The sequence below is a fragment of the Mycolicibacterium chengduense genome, from assembly GCF_033741155.1.
Taxonomy (GTDB): Bacteria; Actinomycetota; Actinomycetes; order Mycobacteriales; family Mycobacteriaceae; genus Mycobacterium.
The window spans coordinates 432,128-453,460 of sequence record NZ_JAWQNH010000004.1 but is presented as its reverse complement, the minus strand read 5'-3'; the positions used below and the strand labels follow the sequence as shown (position 1 = coordinate 453,460).

General features: G+C 66.4%; 21 protein-coding genes. 8 read left to right on the top strand and 13 right to left on the bottom strand.

Annotation, left to right across the window (positions count from 1 at the left end; translation table 11 throughout):
• Positions 1–4: 4 nt before the first annotated feature.
• The 5 genes from SBI67_RS17250 to SBI67_RS17230 are packed head-to-tail and all read left to right on the top strand — an operon-like array spanning position 5 to position 5,467.
• On the top strand, positions 5–964 hold the full coding sequence (locus SBI67_RS17250; RefSeq protein ID WP_318981717.1) for an acyl-CoA dehydrogenase family protein: 960 nt from the start codon (positions 5–7) through the stop codon (positions 962–964).
• Positions 958–2,160 (top strand): acyl-CoA dehydrogenase family protein, encoded by a 1,203-nt coding sequence (locus SBI67_RS17245; protein WP_413232509.1) that lies wholly within the window; start codon positions 958–960, stop codon positions 2,158–2,160. The genes SBI67_RS17250 and SBI67_RS17245 overlap by 7 nt, the downstream gene beginning before the upstream one ends.
• Positions 2,157–3,719, top strand: coding sequence for a class I adenylate-forming enzyme family protein (locus tag SBI67_RS17240; RefSeq protein ID WP_318981716.1), 1,563 nt, complete (start codon positions 2,157–2,159; stop codon positions 3,717–3,719). The genes SBI67_RS17245 and SBI67_RS17240 overlap by 4 nt, the downstream gene beginning before the upstream one ends.
• The gene (locus tag SBI67_RS17235) at positions 3,720–4,598 is read left to right on the top strand and encodes a mycofactocin-coupled SDR family oxidoreductase (protein ID WP_318981715.1); all 879 of its coding nucleotides are present in this window, start codon (positions 3,720–3,722) and stop codon (positions 4,596–4,598) included. It begins immediately after the preceding gene.
• Between the two features lie 17 nt (positions 4,599–4,615).
• Positions 4,616–5,467: a hypothetical protein gene (locus SBI67_RS17230; RefSeq protein ID WP_318981977.1), complete on the top strand. Its 852-nt coding sequence runs from the start codon at positions 4,616–4,618 to the stop codon at positions 5,465–5,467.
• A 9-nt stretch (positions 5,468–5,476) separates the two neighbouring features.
• Here the strand turns inward: SBI67_RS17230 and SBI67_RS17225 are convergent, their stop codons facing one another.
• The 10 genes from SBI67_RS17225 to SBI67_RS17180 all read right to left on the bottom strand — a co-directional run bounded on the left by SBI67_RS17225 (position 5,477) and on the right by SBI67_RS17180 (position 15,407).
• A complete protein-coding gene (locus SBI67_RS17225) occupies positions 5,477–6,655 on the bottom strand; it encodes an amidohydrolase family protein (RefSeq protein WP_318981714.1) in 1,179 nt (392 codons plus the stop codon).
• A gap of 74 nt (positions 6,656–6,729) precedes the next feature.
• On the bottom strand, positions 6,730–7,611 hold the full coding sequence (locus tag SBI67_RS17220; RefSeq protein WP_318981713.1) for a TIGR03619 family F420-dependent LLM class oxidoreductase: 882 nt from the start codon (positions 7,609–7,611) through the stop codon (positions 6,730–6,732).
• A 2-nt stretch (positions 7,612–7,613) separates the two neighbouring features.
• Positions 7,614–8,354 carry an SDR family NAD(P)-dependent oxidoreductase gene (locus tag SBI67_RS17215; protein WP_318981712.1) on the bottom strand — a complete coding sequence of 247 codons (741 nt, stop codon included), beginning with the start codon at positions 8,352–8,354 and terminating at the stop codon, positions 7,614–7,616.
• An 11-nt stretch (positions 8,355–8,365) separates the two neighbouring features.
• On the bottom strand, positions 8,366–8,965 hold the full coding sequence (locus SBI67_RS17210) for an SDR family oxidoreductase (protein WP_318981711.1): 600 nt from the start codon (positions 8,963–8,965) through the stop codon (positions 8,366–8,368).
• A 39-nt stretch (positions 8,966–9,004) separates the two neighbouring features.
• Entirely contained in the window at positions 9,005–10,459 is a 1,455-nt protein-coding gene (locus SBI67_RS17205; protein ID WP_318981710.1) for a class I adenylate-forming enzyme family protein, read from the bottom strand.
• Positions 10,456–11,274: an enoyl-CoA hydratase/isomerase family protein gene (locus SBI67_RS17200; RefSeq protein ID WP_318981709.1), complete on the bottom strand. Its 819-nt coding sequence runs from the start codon at positions 11,272–11,274 to the stop codon at positions 10,456–10,458. The genes SBI67_RS17205 and SBI67_RS17200 overlap by 4 nt, the downstream gene beginning before the upstream one ends.
• Positions 11,271–12,089, bottom strand: a complete 819-nt coding sequence (locus tag SBI67_RS17195) for an enoyl-CoA hydratase/isomerase family protein (protein ID WP_318981708.1) — start codon at positions 12,087–12,089, stop codon at positions 11,271–11,273. Before SBI67_RS17195 ends, SBI67_RS17200 begins: the two co-directional genes overlap by 4 nt.
• Positions 12,086–13,345 carry an acyl-CoA dehydrogenase family protein gene (locus SBI67_RS17190; protein WP_318981707.1) on the bottom strand — a complete coding sequence of 420 codons (1,260 nt, stop codon included), beginning with the start codon at positions 13,343–13,345 and terminating at the stop codon, positions 12,086–12,088. Before SBI67_RS17190 ends, SBI67_RS17195 begins: the two co-directional genes overlap by 4 nt.
• Entirely contained in the window at positions 13,342–14,157 is an 816-nt protein-coding gene (locus tag SBI67_RS17185; RefSeq protein WP_318981706.1) for an enoyl-CoA hydratase/isomerase family protein, read from the bottom strand. The genes SBI67_RS17190 and SBI67_RS17185 overlap by 4 nt, the downstream gene beginning before the upstream one ends.
• Positions 14,154–15,407 carry a hotdog family protein gene (locus SBI67_RS17180; RefSeq protein ID WP_318981705.1) on the bottom strand — a complete coding sequence of 418 codons (1,254 nt, stop codon included), beginning with the start codon at positions 15,405–15,407 and terminating at the stop codon, positions 14,154–14,156. The genes SBI67_RS17185 and SBI67_RS17180 overlap by 4 nt, the downstream gene beginning before the upstream one ends.
• A 148-nt stretch (positions 15,408–15,555) precedes the next feature.
• Here SBI67_RS17180 and SBI67_RS17175 point away from each other — a divergent pair, with 148 nt between their 5' ends.
• Positions 15,556–16,371: an enoyl-CoA hydratase/isomerase family protein gene (locus tag SBI67_RS17175; RefSeq protein ID WP_318981704.1), complete on the top strand. Its 816-nt coding sequence runs from the start codon at positions 15,556–15,558 to the stop codon at positions 16,369–16,371.
• Positions 16,372–16,380: 9 nt separating this feature from the next.
• Here the strand turns inward: SBI67_RS17175 and SBI67_RS17170 are convergent, their stop codons facing one another.
• Entirely contained in the window at positions 16,381–17,256 is an 876-nt protein-coding gene (locus SBI67_RS17170; RefSeq protein ID WP_318981703.1) for an SDR family NAD(P)-dependent oxidoreductase, read from the bottom strand.
• 56 nt (positions 17,257–17,312) lie between these two features.
• Here SBI67_RS17170 and SBI67_RS17165 point away from each other — a divergent pair, with 56 nt between their 5' ends.
• Positions 17,313–18,893: a class I adenylate-forming enzyme family protein gene (locus tag SBI67_RS17165; protein ID WP_318981702.1), complete on the top strand. Its 1,581-nt coding sequence runs from the start codon at positions 17,313–17,315 to the stop codon at positions 18,891–18,893.
• Here the strand turns inward: SBI67_RS17165 and SBI67_RS17160 are convergent.
• Together SBI67_RS17160 and SBI67_RS17155 are read right to left on the bottom strand one after the other, a co-directional pair.
• Complete coding sequence (locus tag SBI67_RS17160; RefSeq protein ID WP_318981701.1) at positions 18,890–19,294, bottom strand: Zn-ribbon domain-containing OB-fold protein; 405 nt, start codon at positions 19,292–19,294, stop codon at positions 18,890–18,892. The genes SBI67_RS17165 and SBI67_RS17160 overlap by 4 nt on opposite strands.
• Positions 19,294–20,439, bottom strand: a complete 1,146-nt coding sequence (locus tag SBI67_RS17155) for an acetyl-CoA acetyltransferase (protein ID WP_318981700.1) — start codon at positions 20,437–20,439, stop codon at positions 19,294–19,296. The genes SBI67_RS17160 and SBI67_RS17155 overlap by 1 nt, the downstream gene beginning before the upstream one ends.
• Positions 20,440–20,517: 78 nt before the next feature.
• On the opposite strand from SBI67_RS17155, the gene SBI67_RS17150 reads away from it, so the two are divergent.
• On the top strand, positions 20,518–21,309 hold the full coding sequence (locus SBI67_RS17150; RefSeq protein ID WP_318981699.1) for an HpcH/HpaI aldolase family protein: 792 nt from the start codon (positions 20,518–20,520) through the stop codon (positions 21,307–21,309).
• Positions 21,310–21,333 lie beyond the last annotated feature (24 nt).

Genomic DNA, 21,333 nt, shown 5'->3' with positions numbered 1-21,333 from the left:
ACCGGTGGCCGCCGACGAACATGTCGATCTCGACCTTCTCCGGAGTTCCGCGCGGGCCTTCCTTGCCGGCCGAGGGGAGAAAGACTCGATCCAGGACCTGGCCGCGATGGACTGGACCGGGCTGCTCGTCGAGGACGAGCTGGACGGAGCGGGCTGGTTGCCGGTGGAGGCCGTGGTCGTGGCCGAGGAGCTCGGCCGGGCCGGCGATCGCTCGGGCTGGTGGGGCACCACCGTGGCGGCCGCGGCACTGGCATCGGCGCCCGACGATGTGCGTGACGCCCTTCTTCGCACGGTGCTGGCCGGCGACGCCGTCGTGGCGACGGCGCCCGACGGTCCCACCGTCCGTGTTGTCGGCGGCGTTCCCGATGCACTGGTCATCTTGGGAAGCAACGGCGTTCACCTGATCGAGAGCGCGGCGGAGCTGCCCGACCGGCCGGCCGACGATCTTCTCGACGTGCTCCGGCCGGCCCGCGCCCTCGAGATCGACTCGGTGCCTCGGCAGCTCATCGGCAGCCCGGCACGGGCGACTCAGCTCGCTACGGTGAGCAGGCTGCTCGTCAGCGCGGACTCGATCGGTGCCGTATCGAGCGCCAGGCATCGCCTGGTCGATTATCTCCGCGAGCGCGTGGCGTTCGGGGCAGCGTTGGCGAGCTTCCAAGCCATCCAGCACCGGCTCGTCGAACTGCTGGTGTTCGAGGTGAAGGCCCGCGCAATCGTCATGAAGGGTGCGCGTGCCGCGGCGGCAGGCGACGCCGGCGCCGGCGCCCTCTCGGTGGCGGCGCACGCTTTCGTGGCGGCACGCGCCACCGGCGCCGTCGACGAATGCATGCAACTGTCCGGCGGGATCGGGTTCACGTGGGAATATCCCCTGCATCACGAATTGCGCCGGGTTTTCGACAACGCCCAGCTCATGGAGTCGCCACGATCGGCACACGCCCACTATGCCGAGGCCGCCGGATGGTGACCGCTACCGGCGAACGCCCCACCGAGGAGGAGTTGGTCGCCTTCCGAAACCACGTGCGGACCTTCGTGGCAGACCACGCGCCGCCTGTCGAGGCCAGGGAGGGGCATCGCGCACCCGAGGACGCCGCTGCGGAAGCGCACCTGCGTACGTGGTTTGCCAAGCTTTTCGATGCCGGTCTGATCGGTGGTGACTGGCCTGTCGAGTACGGCGGTCGGGCCGATCATCATCCGTTGCATGACCGGATCGTCAGCGAGGAGATCCTGCGCGCCCGGGCACCTCGGCCCGTCGACCAGGTCAACCTCGCCGCCCACGTGCTGCTGCACTTCGGTTCGGAGGAACAGAAGCGATCGCTGCTTCCCGCCATCCGGCGCAGCGAGCATATTTGGTGTCAGCTGCTCAGTGAGCCGGATGCGGGAAGCGATATCGCCAATGTGCGCAGCCGGGCCACTCGCGTCGGCGACGGCACCTGGGTCGTTGATGGTCAGAAGACCTGGATCACCGACGGGCACTGGGCCGATATGGGACTTGCGCTGCTGCGTACCGACCCCGGTTCTTCTCGTCACCATGGTCTGTCCGTGTTCACGGTGCCCTTGGATGCCGAGGGGGTCGAGGTCCGGCCGATCCGCACCGTCGGCGACGCCATCGAGGTCAATGAGGTGTTTCTCACCGGTGTCACACTGAGCGCCGATCAGCTGGTCGGCGAGGTTGGCCAAGGGTGGTCGATCATCATGGCAGGGCTGGACTTCGAACGTTTCGGCATCGGCGGCAACGTCATCCTGCTGGAGCTGTTGATCGACGACCTGGTGTCGTTGGGGCGCGCCGGAACAGTCGACGGCAGACCGGCTCTGAACTGCGAGGACATCCGGCTCACGGTGGCGAATCTGGCCGTCGAGGTCGAGGTTGCCAAGGCATTCATCGACGATCACGTCGAACGAATGGTCGTCGGCAGTGACGAGGTCGGCGACGGGTCGATTGCCAAACTGAGTTTCGCCGAAACCTATCACCGGGTCTCGGCCTATGGTGCTGAGCTGGCGGCATCGGTTACCGTCGATCCCTCAGACGAGGCCGCCCGGCGCGCCAAGGACCGGTTACGCGAAAGTTGGCTGTGGTCACGGGCGTATACCGTGTCCGGAGGTAGTTCGGAGATGATGCGCAACATCCTGGCCAAGCGTCGGCTGCTGCTCCCGAGCCGATGAGCGTGCACGCGGGATCGACCTACTGGCAACTCGTGGTACACACCGCGCAGCGCCATCCCGACCGTGTGGTGCTCGCCGACGACTACGGCCGAACGCTGACCACCAGCGAGTTGCACGACGCGTCCCTCGCCACTGCCGCCGCACTGCACGACCGCGGCGCCCGCGCCGGCTCGATCGTCTCCTGGCAACTGCCCTCCACCCTGGAGGCCATGGTCGTCATGGTGGCCCTGGCACGTCTGGGAGCTGTGCAGAATCCGGTCCTGCCAATCTGGCGGGAGAGTGAAGTACGTTTCACGACAGAGCAATTGCACACCCAATTCTTGATCGTCCCCGGCGTGTGGCGTGGCTTTGACCACGAGGAACTCGCACGCACGTTGGCCGACGGCGGTTCGATGCAGGTTGTCGTGATCGACCACAGCGCTCCTGCGGGTGAGGGGCTACGACTACCTGTCAGTGATCCCGGCGTGCTGCCTGCTGCGCTGGGCGACGCGTCGGAGACCCGGTGGATCTACTACTCTTCGGGCACAACCGCCACTCCGAAGGGTGCCCGGCACTGCGACGCCTCGGTGATCGCGGGGTCTGCAGGTGTCATCGAGATGACGGGTGTCACCAGCGCGGACGTGAACCCCATCGCTTTCCCGGTCACCCATATCGGCGGAGCCGTCATGCTCGCCGCAGCGTTGAAGACGGGAATGCGCCTCGCTCTGTTCGATTCCTTCGATCCCGTGACGACGCCGCATGCCATCGCCGCGCACCGCCCGACCCTGTTGGGCTCGGCGACGCCATTCCTGGTGGCGTTCGTCGCCGCTCAAGAAGCACATGGTTCCCAACCGCTGTTCCCGGATCTGCGCGGCTGCGTCGGTGGGGGAGCTCCGATCACGGCGCAACTCGGCGAGTCGGTGCGTCGCACGTTCTCGGTACCCGGGGTTGCCAATGCGTGGGGCCTCACCGAGTTTCCCGTCGCCGCATCCCAGACCCCCGACGCGTGCCCGGATCTGCTCGATCACACGGTGGGCCGCCCGGTCCGGGGCGTCCGAGTCCGGGTCGTGGACGAGGCGGAACGCCCAGTGCCGCATGGCCAAGAGGGCGAACTGCGACTGAAGGGCCCCCAGTGCTTCCTCGGCTACGTCGACGCGGCACTCGACGCGCAGGCTTTCGACGACGATGGGTGGTTTCGCACCGGTGATCTGGGACGTATCGACCACCAGGGCAACGTGGTGGTGACTGGTCGCATCAAAGACGCGATCATCCGCAATGCGGAGAACATCTCTGCACTCGAGATCGAGGACGTTCTCGCCGCCCATCCGGCGGTGACCGACGTCGCCGTCATCGGTGTGCCGGACAGCCGCACCGGTGAGCGCGTCTGCGCCGTGGTGGTGGCCCGCCCGGGAGCAGAGCTCACCCTCGACGCGATCGCGGCGCACTGCCGGGCGCAAGGGCTGAGCAATCACAAATCGCCGGAGCGGCTCGAAGTGGTGGACGAACTACCGCGCAATCTCACCGGCAAGGTTCTCAAAACCGTTCTTCGCCAGCGGTATACGTCAACGGAAGGAAAGTAGATGGCAGGACGGCTCGACGGCAAGGTCGCCTTCGTCACCGGTGCGGCCCGCGGGCAGGGTAGGGCGCACGCGGTCGCGATGGCCCGCGAAGGAGCCGATATCGTCGCGGTGGACATCTGCGCCGATATCGTGTCGAACCCCTATCCGCTCGCGACTCCGGATGATCTGTCCGAGACCGAACGAAAAGTCAAGGAACACGGCCGTCGCGTGGTAGCCCGGACAGCCGACGTCCGCGACCGCGCGGCGTTGCGTGAGGTTCTGGAATCTGCGCTCATCGACCTCGGCCGCCTCGACATCGTCGTTGCCAACGCCGGCATACTCCCGATGGCCATGGGCACACCCGATGCCATGCATTTCGTCGACGCGACCGATGTCGATCTGGTGGGCGTGATGAACACCGTCGCCGCCGCGGTCCCCCATCTGGCCGACCGGGGATCCATCATCGTCACCGGTTCCACCGCAGGCATGATGCCTGGACAGGCGGACAGTCCGGAGATGGGGCCGGGCGGCGCCGGATATGCCTGGAGTAAGCGGGTTCTCATGGAGTACGCCGAGCAGATGGCGATCCATCTGGCTTCGCGGTTCATCCGGGTGAATGTGATCCATCCGACGAACTGCAACACCGGACTACTGCACAACGACGGTATCTACGGAATTTTCCGGCCGGACATCGCCGCCGAGGGTCGCACCCCGACTCGCGACGATGCCGAGTTGGCATTCACCTACTTCCAGGCCATGCCGATTCCCTATATCGAACCGGAGGACACTGCCCACCTGGCGGTGTTCCTGGCCAGCGACGAGAGCCGCTACATCACCGGTCAGCAGATCCGCGTCGACGCGGGCTCTTTGCTGAAGTTCCCGAACGGGCCGGGTAAATGACCGACAAGGGGAGCGCCGTGGTTCGTGATATCCGGGAACTGGCCGGCGATCCCGCCGCCTATGCTGCTGAATTGCACCGCCGGTGGGGTGGTCTGCTCAGCTACCGCTACATCGGCCGACACCACGCGTCGATGACGGTCGGCCCGGTCGACGACACCGTCGCGCTGCGCCATGACATGCGCGACGGTCGCGGAGCCGTTCTGCTCTCGGTCTACGGAATGGCCTCGCCAGAGGGAGGTCTCATTTCCGACCTCGAAGCCATCCCCAATCCGGTGGTGCACTCGTGTCAGGTGATCGACCACGGCATCGGCGTATCCCGGTTCGAAGTCCGCACCGAAAATCTGAAGGCGGGCCAACGGATGAGCTACAGCCGCTCGGTCATCGTCGATGCGGACGAGCCGACCCGCGTGCTCGCCGTCACCGAAGGTCAGGGAGTGTCTCTCGGTGCGCCGCCCGACGGCCTGGGGAAGATGGAGGTCGACCCGATCCTCGTCGAGGATTCACCGGATCTGCCGCCGCTGTGGCAGGTGTTCGGCGGTTCTCGCGCCGGCGACACGACGTGGATGCTGCCGGAGCTCTCCGCCGATGTTGCGTCGCCCGACGCCGCACTGCACATCGGTCCGCAGTTCGCGATGACCGAAGCAGCGGCTCGACTCAGCGTGGTCGAATCAGTGGGCACCGAACGGGTGACCGGCATTTCGTCGCACGTGATGTTCGTCGCGCGGGGGAAGGTCGGACCGTTCCGGTTCGATACAGAGGTTCTCGGTGGCGCGGTCGGCACACGTGCGGTACGGACGTCGGTCCACGACGAAGGGACCGACGACAGGCTGATCACCGCGGCCACCCACGTGTTCGTCTACGACGTCTGAGCGCTGGGCTCAGACGTCGAGCAGCGCTTTGAGGTTGGCGCCCATCACCCGGACGGTGGCATCCGGTGACAGGTTGGCGAGCTCATCGACGAACTGCGCGGGTTCGGCGAGGCCCTCGGGATGCGGGTAGTCGGATCCGAACATCACCCGATCGACGCCGAGGATCTCGACGAGGCCGGCCATGTCCTCCTCGTGGAACGGGTTGACCCAGATGTGCTGCTTGAAAATCTCCACCGGGTGGCGGTCGAAATCCTTGGGTTTCTTTCGGTATACGCGGTCGAAAGCCTCAAGGAGACGGGGCGCCCACGAGCCGCCGTTTTCCACCACTCCGATCCGCAGGCCCGGGAACCGATCGAACACCCCGTGCGCCACGAAGGCGGCCAGCGTGTCGAAAATGTGCCGACTTTCCTCGTAGATGAACCCGCGAAACGTGGTGAGCTGGAAACCCTGGAATTCTTCGCCGCTTTCCCAGTCCGAGAGGTATTTGTCGTAGCCGGGGTCGGAGTTGTGCATCTGCACCGCAATGCCCGCGCTTTCCACCAAGCGCCAGAAGTCGTCGAATTCCGGCAACGCGGGTGAGCGGGACGTGCCGTCCCCCCGCGGCACAGGCGCGGGCCTGATCAGCACCGTCCTGGCACCATGGTCGAGGCACCACTCCAACTCACGCACCCCCATCGCGGGATCGTTGAGTGAGATGGCGGGAACCGCGAAGATTCTGTCGTGGTAGTTGAACGTCCACTCGTCGAGCAGCCACTGATTGAAGGCGTGGGTGACCGCGTGGGTCAACTCGGTGTCAAGGCGTAGACGTTCCTCCAACATCCCTGCCGTCGTCGGAAACATCACCGTGCCGTAAATTCCCTGGCGGTCCATCAGAGCCAGCCGTGGTTCGGGCCGGCGGAACTCCTCGGGGCAACGGATGGGTTGCGCGAGCTCGCGCAGCGTCTTTCCCTCTGGGTTGATACCGCGGTAGTAGTCGGCCCATGCCCCCGGGGTTGGGATGACGTCATAGGTCGGGTTGGGAATCGTCTCGGTCACCGTTCCGAGGATCTGCAACTTAATCCGACCGTTGATGTCGACGTACTTGATTGCCTCTGAGTACTTCTCGGGCAGGTAACGCGTGTACGCGTCGACGGTCTCGTACATGTGGTTGTCGGCATCCCACACTTCGAAAGGCGTTGCGGTGGACATTGGAGCCCCTGTTCGTCGGTATCTCATGCGAAAACAACCATATCTGGAAAAGAGAATATTTGATCTCAAACGTTTCAGTCTCGCCAGGCTGCGATGCGTTCGACCAGGCACAGTGCCGCCCGTGGTTCGATGACCGGTAGCACGAGCTGGAGGTGATGGACTCCGACGTCGCGATAGCTGCTCAAAAAAGCCGGGCTGACATCCGGGCCGGCCACCGTTGAGGCCACCACCAAGAGATCGTCGGCGTCCCGACCCTGCTCCTCCGCGAGCCGGCGCAGTGTGGCCAGTAATCCGGCCAGTCGCTCCGGCGGCATCGGACCGGCGATCCAACCGTCGCCGACGCGTACCGCGCGGGCCAGGGCTCCTGCCGAGTGCTCGCCTATCAGTATCGGGATGGGCCGTTGGCACGGAAAGGGGCTGGGATCGATATCACTGAAACTGAAGTACTGCCCGTGGAAACTGACTAGCGGTTCGCGGGCAGACCACAGGTGTCGCAGGAGCGCGATGTGTTCCTCGCTGCGCGTCGCCCGATGGTCCCACGGCAGGCCCATGGCCACGGCCTCCTCACGCATCCACCCGATGCCCGCGCCGTAGACGACGCGTCCCCCGGACAGAGCGTCAAGGGTGGCGAGCTGGCGGGCGTTGCAGATGGGGTTGCGAAGTGGGAGTGCCGCCACCGAGGTCCCCAAACCTATGCGCGTGGTTCGGCCGGCGATCCAGGCCAGGGTGGTCAGCGACTCATAGCTCGGGGCGAGATACTCCGACAACCAACCGTCGGCAACTCGCACGGGCTGACGTCCCGACACGTATGGTGATTCGACGCGATGGGGCAAGACCAGATGATCCACTGCCCACAACCGATCGATACCGCAGCTCTCGGCGGTCAGCACAAAATCTTCGACAAACGTCGGTGACGCCATCGGCCCGGTATGGGGTACCACCAGGCCGAGTTCCATCGTCACAGACCCGTGAAGTGGCCGCCATCGACGCCGATGGTCTGACCGGTGATGTAACGGGCGCCTGGGCTCATCAGAAACGCTACGGCCGTGCCTACGTCCGAAGCGGGATCTCCAATCCGCCCCATCGGGATGCGCCGTGCCATTCGGGATTCCATGGCAGGTTCAGCCTCGATCGCCGCCGCCATGGCGGGTGAATATGCCAGCGGCGAAACGGCGTTGACGGTGATCCCGTGTGGTGCCCACTCGCGGGCGAGGCTCTTGGTGAAACCGCGCAGCGCACCCTTGACGGTCGCGTAGAGCGGGAGGGTGGCGCTGCCTTCGATTCCCGCGGGCGACGTCATCACCACCAGGGCGCCCCCACGCGCTTGCAGCGCGGAAAAGGCGTGCGTTGCGAAGTGGAACGCGCCGGTGAGTGAGACCGCGCAGTGCTCCGGCCAGTCGTCGCGGGCGTCCTCGAGCCGTGCCGGTCGGCTCGAGGTGTTGCTGGTGGCGTTGTGCACGACACCGTCCAGGCGCCCGGTAGTGGCAAGGGCAAGACCCACAGCGGCGCAAACCGATTCGCTATCAGTGACATCGCATTGCACCCATGTTGCCGACCCGCCCTCGGCCCGCAGATCGCGCACCGCGTCCTGACCGTTGGACGAGCGGGTGGCGACCACCACATGTGCGCCGTCGGAGGCCAACGTCGCAGCGATACCGCGACCCACACCGGCGCCCGCACCGGAGACCAGTACCGTCATACCGGACAGGGTCACGGCAGCATCACCGAGCCTCCATCCACCACCAGTGTCGCCCCCGCCAGATGGTCGAGTTCGTGGCCGAGCAGAACAGCGACTGCTCGAATCACGGTGGCGGACAGGTCGACGTCTCGACCGAGAGCCGGTGCGCTGTGATGAGCGTCCGCCGAGGCCAACTCCGGTGCGATCAGCCCGACGGGGACCGCCACGAGATTGACTCCGACCCCCTCGCAGGCCCATTGCCGTGCAGCCGATTTCGCCATCGCCCGGATGCCCTCCATCGCCGTGGTGTAGCTGACCAATCCGGGCGCTCCCGTCACGCCGAGGGTCGGCACCACCAGAACGATGCGGCCGCCGCTCGGCATGGCAGCTTTGGCGTCACGCAGGACTGTGAGCGCCGACGCGACGCTGAACTCGACGTCGCGGTGCCAACGGTCGGCGGTCAACGTCTCCAATGGTTGCGCCGAGCCGGGTTGGCCACCCACGACCAAGACCACACCGTTCGTTCCTGAAGGGATGGCAGCACCCGGCGCGGCCCGTGGCGTACCGAGGGCTTCGGCGAGAATCCGCGCGATGTCACCGTCACCCAACACCACTGAGCGCACGGCGTTCACCAGACCGGCACCATCGGTGGGGCGGCCGGCAGGCAACGGTCACACACGGGCATGAGCCACCAGATCGCGTTTGAGCACCTTGCCGACGTCGTTGCGGGGCAAACTGTCGACGAACACCACGCGGGCCGGAACGCGATAGGGCGTCAGCCTTTCCCGGCACCAGTCGGTCAGTGACTGCTCGCTGACCGACGCGTCGCGCCGGACCACGAATGCCCAAGGGACCTCGCCGAGGCGCTCATCGGGCACTCCGACAACCGCGGCCTCGCGCACACCGTCAGCGCTGTGGAGAACGTCCTCGACCGCACCGGGGAACACCTTGAGGCCACCACGGTTGATCATGTCCGACACCCGACCGTCGAGCCAGAGAAACCCGTCGTCATCGAGCCATCCGAGGTCGCCGGTATGGAACCAGCCGTCCTCAGTCAAGCGGTCGTGGAACGCCGGGTCGACCTGCCGCGATGCGGTTGTCGGTGTGCGCACCAGCACTTCGTTGTCAATTATCGTCACATCGATGCCGGGAAGTGGCCGACCGACCGAGCCCAATTTGGCCACGCCGTAGTCCCTCGCATCGGAGGCCGACCACCCGACGACTTCCCCGCCGAGTTCCGTCTGCCCGTAGGAGTTGAGCACCAGCACCCCGAACTTGTCCCGGAAGCGTGCGGCCTGCACCGGAGAGAGCGGGGCGGTGATCGACCGCACGATGCGCAGCGGGGACAGGTCGGACACCGAGTCGTCGTGTAACACCATGGTCAACGCGGCCGGGGGCAGCACCGTCGAACGGAGCTGGTGGCGCGCGACCAGCGCGGCGAACCCGCCGGAGGAGAAGCGATCCATCAGGATGACACCCGCACCGGCCCGAAATGCGAACAGGACCTGGTAGATACCGGCCCACAGTGACAGGGATAGCGGGACCAGGTTCGGCATGGGCGGCCGATCACTGCTGCGGTCGCGGCCCCCGCGCAGTTTGGCCAGCAGGCGATCGATCAGGTCGATGACCGTCTCGTGGCGCAGCGGCACGGGTTTCGGTGCGCCGGTCGTTCCCGACGTGAACTGGAGCAGCGCAACCGCGGGGTCATAGCTCTGCGGATCGAGTGCGTCCTGGCGGTGTGCCGGTCGGTCTGCGCTCGTCCAGCGCAGGTCGCCGCCGACGAGTACCGGGATATTGGTGCCGGCGAAGCGGTGGGCGGACTCGGCGGTGGTGAGCACCGCCGATGGGCGAAGTGTCTGCAGCTGCGTGGTGAGCTCGGCGTCGGCGGCGCGCGGGTTGAGCGGTGTGTAGACCCCGCCCGCACCCCAGGTTCCGAACAACGCGGAGACCGTGGTGGCGTCATTGGGCAGCATCGCCGCGACCACGTGACCGGGGCGCACACCGGCAGCAATCAGTTCGGCCCGGAGTGCAGCCGAGCACCCGCGCAACCGTGCGGTCGGGATCTCCGCGTCGAGCGTGTACACGGCGATATCGGGTAGATCGTCGAGGAGTTCCGAGAGATTCACGAATCACGCTCCAAGGGGAGCCATTTCGGTTGGCGCTTCTGGGCGAATGCTTGCGGACCCTCGTCCTGGTCGGGATGGCCCCACATCGACGTGAGATGCTTGGCCCCGGCTCGGCAGGCGTCTGTCAGCCCGGATTCCAGACCGCCCCACAACGCGCGTTTGGTGGCACGCATCGCTGTCGGCGAGTTGCGCGCGATCTTCTCCGCGAGATCCTGTGCCACGTCGCGCAACGCCTCGGGCGGATCAACCACCTGGCTGATCATGCCGAGTTCGTAGGCACGTTGGGCGCTCATCCGTTCGTGGCTGCCGAGCAGGGCCATCCGTAGCACTGCTTCCGCAGGAATCTTGCGCATCAGCGCGATGGTCTCCAGCGCGCTGACCTGCCCGATGGACACGTGGGGGTCGACGAACGTGGCGTCCGACGAAGCGATGACGATATCGCCGTCGGCCACCCAGTGCAGCCCGCCGCCGGCGCACACCCCGTTCACCGCCGTGATGATCGGTTTGCCGACGTTGCAGTGCCAGCCGGTCAGCTTCAGATCCAGCGTGCGCATCGTCTCCTGGAATTGCTGTACGGCATCCCCGTCGAGCTCGGCGACGTCGGCGCCGACCTGGAATGCTCGCCCGTTGCCCGTGTGCACGATGACCCGCACCTCGGGATCGGCTTCGAGTTCGGCCCACGCGCGCGGGAACTCTTCGCGCATCACGACGTCGTAGGCGTTCAGATGGTCCGGGCGGTTCATGATGAGCCAGCCGACCGGCCCCCGTCGTTCGACGATGAGCCGACGATAAGGCGCGTGTTCGGTGGTCGTCACGACACTGCTCCGGTCTCGGAGTCGAGCGGCTGCCACAGCGGCGCCCGCTTCGCGCGCCAGGCCCGCGCTCCCTCGATGACGTCGGGGTGGGTGGCCAGCGAATCGATCGTCACGGCGGCCTCCCGGTAAGCCACGGCGCGCCCTACCTCCAGGGCCCGCCACAGCGCTTGTTTGGTGGCACGCAGTGCGGCGGGAGAGTTGGCGGCGACGGCCGACCCCAGCGACGCGGCGCTTGCGCGCAGCTCATCGGCGGGAACCACCTGCGACACGATGCCGAGTTGGTGTGCCCGCTGCGCAGACATTCGTTCTTCTCGGCCCATGAGCGTCGTACGCATTATCGCCTCCATCGGTGATTTGCGAATCAGGGTGATCGCCTCGTACGCCACGGCCTGCCCCACCGAGACGTGCGGATCGACGAAAGACGCAGCCTCCGAGGCGATCACGATGTCGGCATCGGCGACCAGGTGCAGTCCGCCGCCGGCACAGACGCCGTTGACGGCGGCGATCACCGGCTTCCACACCCCGCAGTGCCAGGACGAGATCCTCAGCTCCGCGTCACGTGTGCGGCGGGAGTGCCGTCGCATGGCCGCTTTGTCGCGGGCCACCTGCACGACGTCCATGCCGGTACAGAACGCTCTGCCGTTCGCGGCGTTGACGATCACCCTCACCTCGGGATCCGCATCGAGTTCGACCCACGCTCGTTCGAGCTCGTCGAGCATCACCGCGTCGAACGCATTTCCGGCGTCGGGGCGGTTCAGGATGAGCCACCCGATTCCATCGGATCGCGAGACCGTCAGCCGCTGGTAGGAGGTCATGATCGCGGGACATCCCGCCAGGGCTTGCCCTTCCACGGGTCCGGTTCGCGTGGCAGTCCGAGCACGCGTTCGCCCAGGATGTTCTTGTTGATGTCCGTTGTGCCGCCTTCGGTGCCGTTGGCCAGGCTGCGCAGCATGCCCCGCACCTCCCGCGGCAACGCGTCAGGATCGTCGGTCGGGGCCCACGCCAGCGCCTCGGTGCCCAGGATGTCGACCATCAGATTCTGGATCTGCTGGTTCAGCGTCGCCTGATGAACCTTGCCGATCGAGGAAGCCGCCCCGGGCGACTGCCCGGCCGTGAGGGCAGCGCGTACACGAGCGTTGGTCCAGCCGCGGATCTGTTCCTGGGCCCAAACATGCATGATCCTGCCCCGGATCACCGGGTCAGCCCACCGGCCCTTCTCCTTGGCGAGTCCGATCAGCCGGTCGGCGCTGGAGCCGCCCAGGCGGCCCATCCCTCCGGAACCGGACCCCGACACCATCTGTCGTTCACTGGACAGTGTCGACGCGCTGACCCGCCAGCCGTCGTTCACGTCACCGACGCGCTGGAAGTCGGGAATGCGAGCGCCGTCGAGGAACACCTCGTTGAACTCGGATTCTCCGGTGATCTGGCGCAGCGGACGTATCTGGACGCCGGGCTGCCTGAGGTTGAGCAGAAAGTAGGTGATGCCCTCGTGTTTGGGACGGTCGATGTCGGTGCGGGCCAGCAGAATCGCGAAATCTGCTTCGTCGGCCCACGTCGACCACACCTTCTGGCCGGTCACCATCCAATCGGCGCCGTCTCCGGCACCGTCGCGAACAGCCCGCGTCGACAGTGACGCGAGATCCGATCCGGCGCCAGGCTCGCTGAACAGCTGGCACCACTTTTCCTCGTTGCGCACGATCGGAGGCAGAAAGCGACGCCGCTGCTCCTCGGTGCCGTGACTGAACAGTGCCGAGGCGGCATTGTTCAGTCCCAGCGGATTGAGGCGTGTCAAGCGCAGCGGAGCCAACTCGACATCGATCGCCCGTGCGACATCGGCGGCCACACCGAGTCCGCCGTGTTCGGGTTGCCAGGTGGGCACCACCAGTCCTGACTCCGCGAAGGCCGGGTACCACGCCGCGTAGTCGGCGGGGGTGCGCACCGCGCGCAACGCCGCGGGACCCCGGTCTGCGGCCGCGCGCCAGTCCTGCGGCACGGTTGTGGCGACCCACTCACGAACCGCGACGCGGGCCTGGTCCGGCGAGCTGGTCGGGGTGATCGGTAACTGCGTCATCGTCCGGTGAACTCCGCGTCGCGTTTGGCCTTGAATGCCGCCAGGCCTTCCCGGAAATCCTCGCTGCGACTGGATAACTCAAGGGCCAGGGCCTCGTTGTGCAGCTGCCTGTCGAGATCGAGGCCGTTGCTGGTGTGAAGCAGCCACTTGGTCAGACCCAGCGCGACGGTCGGTGCTATGGCAAGGCGTCCGATGAGGTCATCGGCGACCTGGTCGAGCTGCTCTTCGGCGCAGGCTTGGTGGATCAGATCCCACCGCGCGGCCGTGGCGCCGGAAAGTTCGTCGCCGATCATCAGAATCTTGCGACTGCGTACCAGCCCGATGACCCGGGGCAGCAGCCACGTGCCACCGCTGTCGGGAGTGAAGCCACGCGCCATGAACGGCTCCCAGAATCGGGCGGTATCGGCGGCCACGCAGAAATCTGCCGCGAGCGCCAGGTGAAAACCCAGGCCCGCGGCCCAGCCCCGCACCACGGCCACGATCGGCACTTGCGTTTCGGTCAGCAGTGGAATGAGGCGATTCGCCTTGTGCGGCAAGCGGCGCTGCGTGCTGCCGACTCGCGGCTTGCGTTCGGTCGACGCGTTACGCGCGATGAGGTCTGCCCCGGCGCAGAAATCGGGACCTACCGCGTCGAGGCGGATCACCCGCACCGATTCGTCGGTCCCGGCAGCAGCGAGATGATCGATCATCGCATCGAGCATGACGTCGTCCACAGCATTGCGCCGGTCCGCGCGGTCCAGCGTGAGAGTGAGCACCGACCCCTCGTGTGCGGCGCGCAACCCTGGAACACTCTCGTACACAGCGGTTCTCATCGTTCTTCGAAACGTTCCGCCACCGCGGTCAGCACCTCCGAGAGATTGCTGGCAGCGCCGGGTGGGTCGGGTAACCGCACGGGGCCGTGCACCCGACTGGGCAGCAGAACGGTTGCCCGCCCGGGCGCGGTGATCTCCCCGCGGTGATTGGTAGCCGCGAGTTCCAGGTCGACCGCCGGCCGGCCTCCCTCGGCAAGGTATTTCTCGACCACGGTGCCGGTGATGGTGTGCAGGTCGCCGATGTAGTTGAACAACCGAAACTCGCATTCCAGCTTCCATAACCAGGCGTCGTCACCCATCCAGTTCGTGCACAGGTGGATGAGCCATGTCTCGCGCATCCGCCCGTAGTCGAAAGTGGTGGGATTTCCTGCGTTACGCGCGGCGTCGGGATCCCAGTGCACGCGCTGCTGTACATCCGGCACGCCGGCCTCGTTCAGGCTGTAGAAGCGCGGGATGCGTTGGCGGTTTCGCCACGCCAACCGAAGCGGGCGCACGCCGTACATTCCCGTACCCATTCCGACATGCCAGCACACCATGTCGGTGACGGTCAGTGGGCCCTTGGTCAGTGGTCCCACGGTGTCGCCTTCGGCAACGTCCTCCCACCAGCGCGGTTCGGCGCTGCGGGGCTGCTCGCCGGCATAGCGCGCGTCGATGTCGGCGATCTCTTCGGATGACCACGTTTTCAATTGCACCGCATCGTATTTCTTGCGATCCCGCGCCTTTGTGCGTTCCGTTCGAATCATGTTGCGGTACTGGCCGCCGAGCAACACACCTTGGTCGTCACGGAAGACCTGTGCCGTCCATTCGTGCACGGCGCGACCGGCAAATTCACTGGGTTTGTCGAGCGCGGCGACCAGTGCGTTTCGTCGGTATACCCGCCGTCCGGCCCGTAGCGGTGCCCACCATTCGCGCGAGGACGATGCGTAGAAGGCATGTACGCCGCGCAGCGGGTCCCCTTTGGTCAGTGCGCGGTCCGACTCGCTCAGTGCGGTGACCTCGTCTTCGCCGATGAGCGTGTCACCGCCGACGAGCGCCGGGGGAGCCACCGGCCCACCCCACACCGTCGACCTCGCGTATGCCGGATCGCACCACAGCGGATTCCCGTCGCCATAGCTTTCCGCAACATGCCGGAACGCGTCTTCATTCGGCCGGAGGAAGTGCGGCGGCTGGGTGTGGGGGACCGAGATCCCGATGGTGGCTCGCAGCCGCGCAAGTCCCTCATCGGTGATCTGTCCAGTCGTCGAGGGCATCGATGAATGGGTGGATGACGTGGTAGCAGTCGACGACGCATCTACCATCCCGCGACCTCCTCGTGTGGCACGCTGTCCATTAGTGGAAATGAACATACCCGAAATATGAGAATGCAGATAACGGCGGTGCTGGGGAAGGGGTGATGGCGTGGCGGAAGAGGATCCGGGGATCCGGTCTCAGGTCGGTGGCGACGGAGTGCAGTATGTCCATATCGATCGCGCTGCGGTGGGAAATTCGTTGTCGCCCAGTGCTCGTGACGCATTGACCGATGCTTTCGAGGCCGCGGCGAACGATCCGCGGGTACGGGCGGTGCTGTTGAGCTCGGCGGGGGAGAGGCATTTCTGTGCCGGTGCCGGACTCTCGACCCGGCCGGCGGCGACGACCCCTGCGCCGGAGAAACGCCCCGGTGACGTAGCGCGGCTGCTCCAGCGGGGTTGGCAGCGGCTGATTGCTGCCGTCCTCGACTGCGACAAGCCGGTCGTGGCGGCGCTGAACGGGACGGCCGTGGGGGCCGGAGTGAGTCTTGTCCTGGCTTGCGATTTCGTCGTGATGGCCGCGGGGTCGACGCTGATCGAAGCGTTCGTCGATCGCGGCATCCTGCCCGATGCGGGAGCCATTCACCTCTTGACCCGGATCGTCGGGCTGCGGCGGGCAAGCGAGATCCTCATGCTGGGCGAGCCCGTGGATGCGGCCCGATGCCTGGAATGGGGCCTGGTGAACCGCGTGACGGGGAGCGAAGAGGTGCACGACGTCGCCGCAGACGTGGCAAGGCGCCTCGCCGCGGGGCCGTCGGTGATGCTCGCGCTGACCAAGCGCCTGCTGTCGGTGTCCTCGGAGTCCGACCGCGCCCGTGCCTTCGAACAGGAAGCCTGGGCGGCGGAGATCGTGTCGAGTACCGCTGACCTGGCCGAAGGTCTGCGTGCGTTTGCCGAACGCCGGCCGGCTCGGTTCGAGGGCCGCTGACTCGCGATCTCAGGCCATGGCCGGCTTGCCGGGTCCGCCGCGGATGGTGAAGGCCGAGGCGTCATCGATGAAGTCGATCGCCGCAGCGACGGATTCCGCGCTCAGTTCGACGTCTTCGATTCCGCGGCTGACCCCGATGAACACCCGGGACACCTTGCCTGCGCCCACCGAGTAGATGTGTGCGGTGCGGTCGCAGTCGCGATGGGCGAGATACACCACCACAGGGGTGACGAGTTCGGGGTCCATGGCCGCGCCCGCCTCGCCCATGATGTCCTCGGTCATGCGGGTACGGGCGATGGGCGCGATGGCATTGACCGCGATGCCGTTACGGGCTCCTTCGATGGACAGCACATGCATCATGCCGACCAGTCCCATTTTGGCCGCGCCGTAATTCGCTTGTCCAAAGTTCCCGAAAAGCCCTGTTCCGGAGGTCGTCTGGATGATGCGACCGTAGTTCTGGACGCGCATGACCGGCCATACGGCCCGCGTGACGTTGAATGCGCCGCCGAGGTGGACGGCGATCACTGCGTCGACCTGCTCGGGGGTCATGTTCTTGAAGGCGGCGTCTCTGAGGATGCCCGCGTTGTTGACGAGGATGTCGATCCGGCCGAAGGCCTCGTGGGCGGCGGTCGCGATCGCCGCCCCGCCCTCGGGTGTGGCCACCGAGTCACCGTTGGCGATGGCAGTGCCCCCGGCTGCCGTGATCTCGTCGACGACAGCCTGGGCCGCTGAGGTCGAGGCTCCGCTGCCGTCGACGGCGCTGCCCAGGTCGTTGACGACGACACGGGCGCCGCGGCGGGCGAGTTCGAGGGCGTGGCAGCGCCCGAGGCCGTTACCGGCACCGGTCACGATGGCAACTTGATCGTCGAAGGTCATGTATGACATGGGGGAGAGGATACATTTACGACAAAGAGAAGCAGCATTTGCATAGGAGGTCACCGATGACGACCACGAGGGGTCTGCTCGAACACGCACAGCGTCGGGCGGAGTCGTTGCGTGACCGGTACCGGGCGGCGGGGTTCTGGTCGGCAGCGCCGGTCGACCTGCTTCGCGAGGCGGCCCGTCGGTATCCGGATTCGACAGCCCTGGTGGAGCGCGGGGTGGCGCTGAGCTACGGCCACCTCGACGCGGCCGTCGACAGCAGCGCGCGGGCAATGGCGGCCGCCGGGGTCGAGCCTGGCGAACCCGTGGTCGTCGTGGCAGGCAACGACGTGAGCTCGGTGATCACTTTGCACGCGGCCGCTCGTGTGGACGCGGTCACGCTGTTGGTCGCACGCAGTTCGGGTGCCGCGGCAATCCTGGACATAGCGGCCAGATCCGGTGCGTTGCATGGTGTTGCACCCGGATGGGCGTCGCCCGAATCGGAGCTCGGCGGTCCCTGCCGATGGCTTGGCGCACCCTCCGCCGCGACCGTCGAGACTCTCGAGCACGGCGTGGCGCCGCCTGTACGCGCTGCCGACGAGCCATCGCTGGTCCTCTACACGTCGGGTACCACCTCACGCCCCAAAGGCGTGATCCACTCGCACAGTACGTTGATCAAGGCGGCGCGTAACTACATCGCTGCGGCGGGGTTGGGTCCATCCGATCGCGTCCTTCTCATCAGCCCGATGGCGTCGGTGACCGGTGTGCTGCAGGCCGTCTACATCGCGCCGCTGCTGGGCATCCCGGTCGTTCTCGAGGACGCGTGGAGCCCCGCGGGTACCGCCGATCTGCTCCTGGCAACCGACGCGACGTGGTACGGCGGACCGGACCGCCTCCTTGACCGGCTGCTGGACGAGATCGGCCGGCGCCGGGGGGAAGTCCCACTGCGCGCGGTGTACCTCGGCGGCACCACGCTGGATCGACGTATCGTCGAGCGGGTCGAGAAAGACTTCGGCATCGTGGTCATGCGTGCCTACGGATCGTCGGAGGTGCCGGTCAGCACGTCGGGCCGGCGCGACGAGCCGGCGGCCGTGCGTCACGCCGACGACGGTGCGCCATTGGCCGACGTGGACGTCCGGGTCGGGTCATCCGTCGAACCGACCGAATGTTGTATAACCGGACCGCATACCTTCCTGGGCTACACCGATGCCGCCGACGACGCCGTGGCTTTCGACGACGGCTGGTTCCGTACCGGCGATGTTGCCGAGCTGGTGGACGGACGAGTGCGCATCGTCGGACGGTTGAAGGACATCGTGATTCGCAACGGGCTCAAGATCCCGGCCGCGGAGGTCGACGAGGCTGTCGCGAGAGTGCCCGGAGTGAGTGAATGCGCGGCGTTCCCCGTGCCCGATGCCACGACCGGGGAACACCTGGCCGTTGCGGTGGTCCTCGAACCAGGGGTCAGCCTCTCGTTGCCTGACATCGTCGCTGCACTCACCGCGGCCGGCCTGCCGAAATACAAACTGCCCGAGGAGATCGTCTACTGGGATCGCCCTTTGCCGCTCAATGCCAACGGCAAAGTACAGCGCAACATGCTCAAGGGTCTGTCGGTGGGTCTACCACGCTCACTGTCCGCCAGGATCGTGCCGCTGCCCGGCTAGGAGCCGCGGAAGATCGGTACGACGAAGCCGTCGTCTTCGTGCCGGAAGGCGAGGACGAGCGCCATTCCCGCGAGCAGATCGCTGAGGGGTGCCTCGACTGTCGACATCAGTCGTGGCCCTTCGTCGAGGTCGATCATGCCCACGACGTACGGCGTGCGCGCGTCGAACGGCGCGGCGTTCTGGTGGATCACGCTCCAGGTGTAGAGGCGCCCTCGACCCGACGACGGCACAGCCGCGACGTCTTCACTCCAGCAGAACGGGCAGAAGGGGCGCATGTACAGGTGATGGCGCCGGCACGACCGGCAGGCATTCAGGAGAAGTTGACCGTCTTGGACGGCCTGCCACCACCCCTCACTCTCCACGTCTGGTGTCGGGCGGTCCGGGCCGGGGCGGATGTCCATCACCGATTCCCCAGGATCACGGTGGCGCTGTGGCTGAAGAACCCGCCCATCGCGTGCACGCAGGCCAGCGACGCTCCCTCGACCTGCCGCGCACCGCATTCGCCACGCAACTGTGCCACTGCCTCGATCATCAGGAACATCCCTCGCATTCCAGGGTGGCAGGACGCGAGCCCGCCCCCGTCGGTGTTGGTGGGCAGCGCGCCGCCGGGGCGTAGCGCCCCCGATTCGATGAACGGCCCGCCCTCCCCTTTGGCGCAGAAACCCAGGTCCTCGACGGTGAGGAGGACTGTCGAGGTGAACGAATCGTAGAGCTGGCATACGTCGATGTCGGCGGGCGTCACGCCTGCGCTGGCGAAGGCGCGCGGCCCGGACACCGATGCTGCCGACGTCGTGAAATCGTCCCAGTGGCTCATGCTGACGTGCGAGGTGCTGTCGGCGGTGCCCAGGATCCACACGGGTGCCTTCGCGCAATCGCGCGCCACGCGCTCGGAGGCCAGTACCACGGCGCCGCCGCCATCGGTGCGCAGGCACACGTGTTTTGCCGTGAACGGGTCAGCCAGCGTGGGTGCCGCAGCGACCTCGGCAGCGGTGATCCGGTGCGGCTCGAACGCGTTCGGATTCATCGCGGCCCATTCGTGGGCGGCAACCGCCACTTCGGCGAGTTGGTCGATCGTTGTCCCGTACTCGATCATGTGCCGCCGGGCGGCCATCGCGTACTTGGCGATCAGTGTCGCGCCATACGGCGCCTCGTATTGCAGAGCCGCACCGGTACTCATCGCGGCCGCCGGGGCACGCGCCCGCCGCTTGACGTCCGAGCGTGCCGTCGACCCGTAGGTCAGCAGCGCCACGTCGATCTCACCGGCGGCGATGGCCGCTGCGGCATGACCGGCCAGCACCTCCCATGACGAGCCGCCCACGTTGGTGGCGTCCACCCACCGTGGCCGGAGCCCGAGGTATTCACAGACGTCCACCGGCGGTAGGAGCGCTCCGTGACCGCCGAAGCCGTCGATGTCATCCTTGGTCAGGCCGGCGTCGGCGAGCGCGCGACGAGATGCCTGCGCCATCAGACCCATCGCAGTCTTGTCGGGCACCCGTCCGCAATCCGACAGTGCCGCGCCGACGATCGCGACCCGGGGTATTGGCATGCGTCATGGTTATCACACCGAGAAGGCGTGTCACCAAAAAAGTGCAACTGCCGTTCTCGGTGCGTTACGGTGGCATGCGTGCACGCATCGATTCGTGATGCCCTCCGGTCCGACGGAGGCTTGGTGCTTTGCCTTGCTCTGCTGAACTCGCGAACACCGGATGTTCCCGCGATTGCGGCAGTGGCCGGATACGACGCGGTGTACGTGGACCTCGAGCACACAGCGACGTCACTGGAGACAGCCGGCCTGCTGTGCGTGGCCGCGCAGGGAGCGGGGATCGCCGGACTCGTGCGGGTGCCATCGCAAGACGCGAGCATGATCGCCAGGGTGCTCGACATCGGTGCAACAGGAATCATTGTCCCGCATGTAGATTCGAGGTCCGAGGCGCAGGCTGTGGTTGACGCGGCGCGGTTCCCCCCGGTCGGTCATCGGTCGATCTCGGGCCCCAATGTGGTGAGTGGTTATGAGCGCAGAGCGGCTCCCGACCTTGCCGCACTCCTGGAGCGCCGGACGGTGGTCGCGGTGATGGTGGAGACCCCCGAGGCGGTCGATGTCGTCGATGACATCGCGGCAGTCGACGGCCTGGACATGATCCTCATAGGACCTAGCGACCTGACGGCCGAAATGGGCATTCACGGACAGTATGAGAATGATCGTTTCCATCATGCAGTAGAGTGTGTGGCGGCGGCATGCCGTAAGTACGGCGTGGCGCTCGGAGTGGCTGGTATCGCCTCGCTGGAACTGCTCGGGCGATTCGTGGACCACGGTCTGCGATTCATCTCCGCGGGCACAGACGTCGGGATGATGACAGAGGCAGCCACGCAGCGAGCTCAGGCGCTGCGTGGACTCGAGGACCGACCAACCGGATAGCTCCGACAACCGAGTGCCGGATAA

Coding starts and splice junctions, on each gene's coding strand:
- SBI67_RS17245 (WP_413232509.1), top strand. CDS start 958: ATGGTGACCGCTACCGGCGAACGCCCCACCGAGGAGGAGTTGGTCGCC.
- SBI67_RS17240 (WP_318981716.1), top strand. CDS start 2,157: ATGAGCGTGCACGCGGGATCGACCTACTGGCAACTCGTGGTACACACC.
- SBI67_RS17235 (WP_318981715.1), top strand. CDS start 3,720: ATGGCAGGACGGCTCGACGGCAAGGTCGCCTTCGTCACCGGTGCGGCC.
- SBI67_RS17225 (WP_318981714.1), bottom strand. CDS start 6,655: ATGTCCACCGCAACGCCTTTCGAAGTGTGGGATGCCGACAACCACATG.
- SBI67_RS17220 (WP_318981713.1), bottom strand. CDS start 7,611: ATGGAACTCGGCCTGGTGGTACCCCATACCGGGCCGATGGCGTCACCG.
- SBI67_RS17215 (WP_318981712.1), bottom strand. CDS start 8,354: ATGACGGTACTGGTCTCCGGTGCGGGCGCCGGTGTGGGTCGCGGTATC.
- SBI67_RS17195 (WP_318981708.1), bottom strand. CDS start 12,089: ATGACCTCCTACCAGCGGCTGACGGTCTCGCGATCCGATGGAATCGGG.
- SBI67_RS17190 (WP_318981707.1), bottom strand. CDS start 13,345: ATGACGCAGTTACCGATCACCCCGACCAGCTCGCCGGACCAGGCCCGC.
- SBI67_RS17185 (WP_318981706.1), bottom strand. CDS start 14,157: ATGAGAACCGCTGTGTACGAGAGTGTTCCAGGGTTGCGCGCCGCACAC.
- SBI67_RS17180 (WP_318981705.1), bottom strand. CDS start 15,407: ATGCCCTCGACGACTGGACAGATCACCGATGAGGGACTTGCGCGGCTG.
- SBI67_RS17170 (WP_318981703.1), bottom strand. CDS start 17,256: ATGTCATACATGACCTTCGACGATCAAGTTGCCATCGTGACCGGTGCC.
- SBI67_RS17165 (WP_318981702.1), top strand. CDS start 17,313: ATGACGACCACGAGGGGTCTGCTCGAACACGCACAGCGTCGGGCGGAG.
- SBI67_RS17160 (WP_318981701.1), bottom strand. CDS start 19,294: ATGGACATCCGCCCCGGCCCGGACCGCCCGACACCAGACGTGGAGAGT.
- SBI67_RS17155 (WP_318981700.1), bottom strand. CDS start 20,439: ATGCCAATACCCCGGGTCGCGATCGTCGGCGCGGCACTGTCGGATTGC.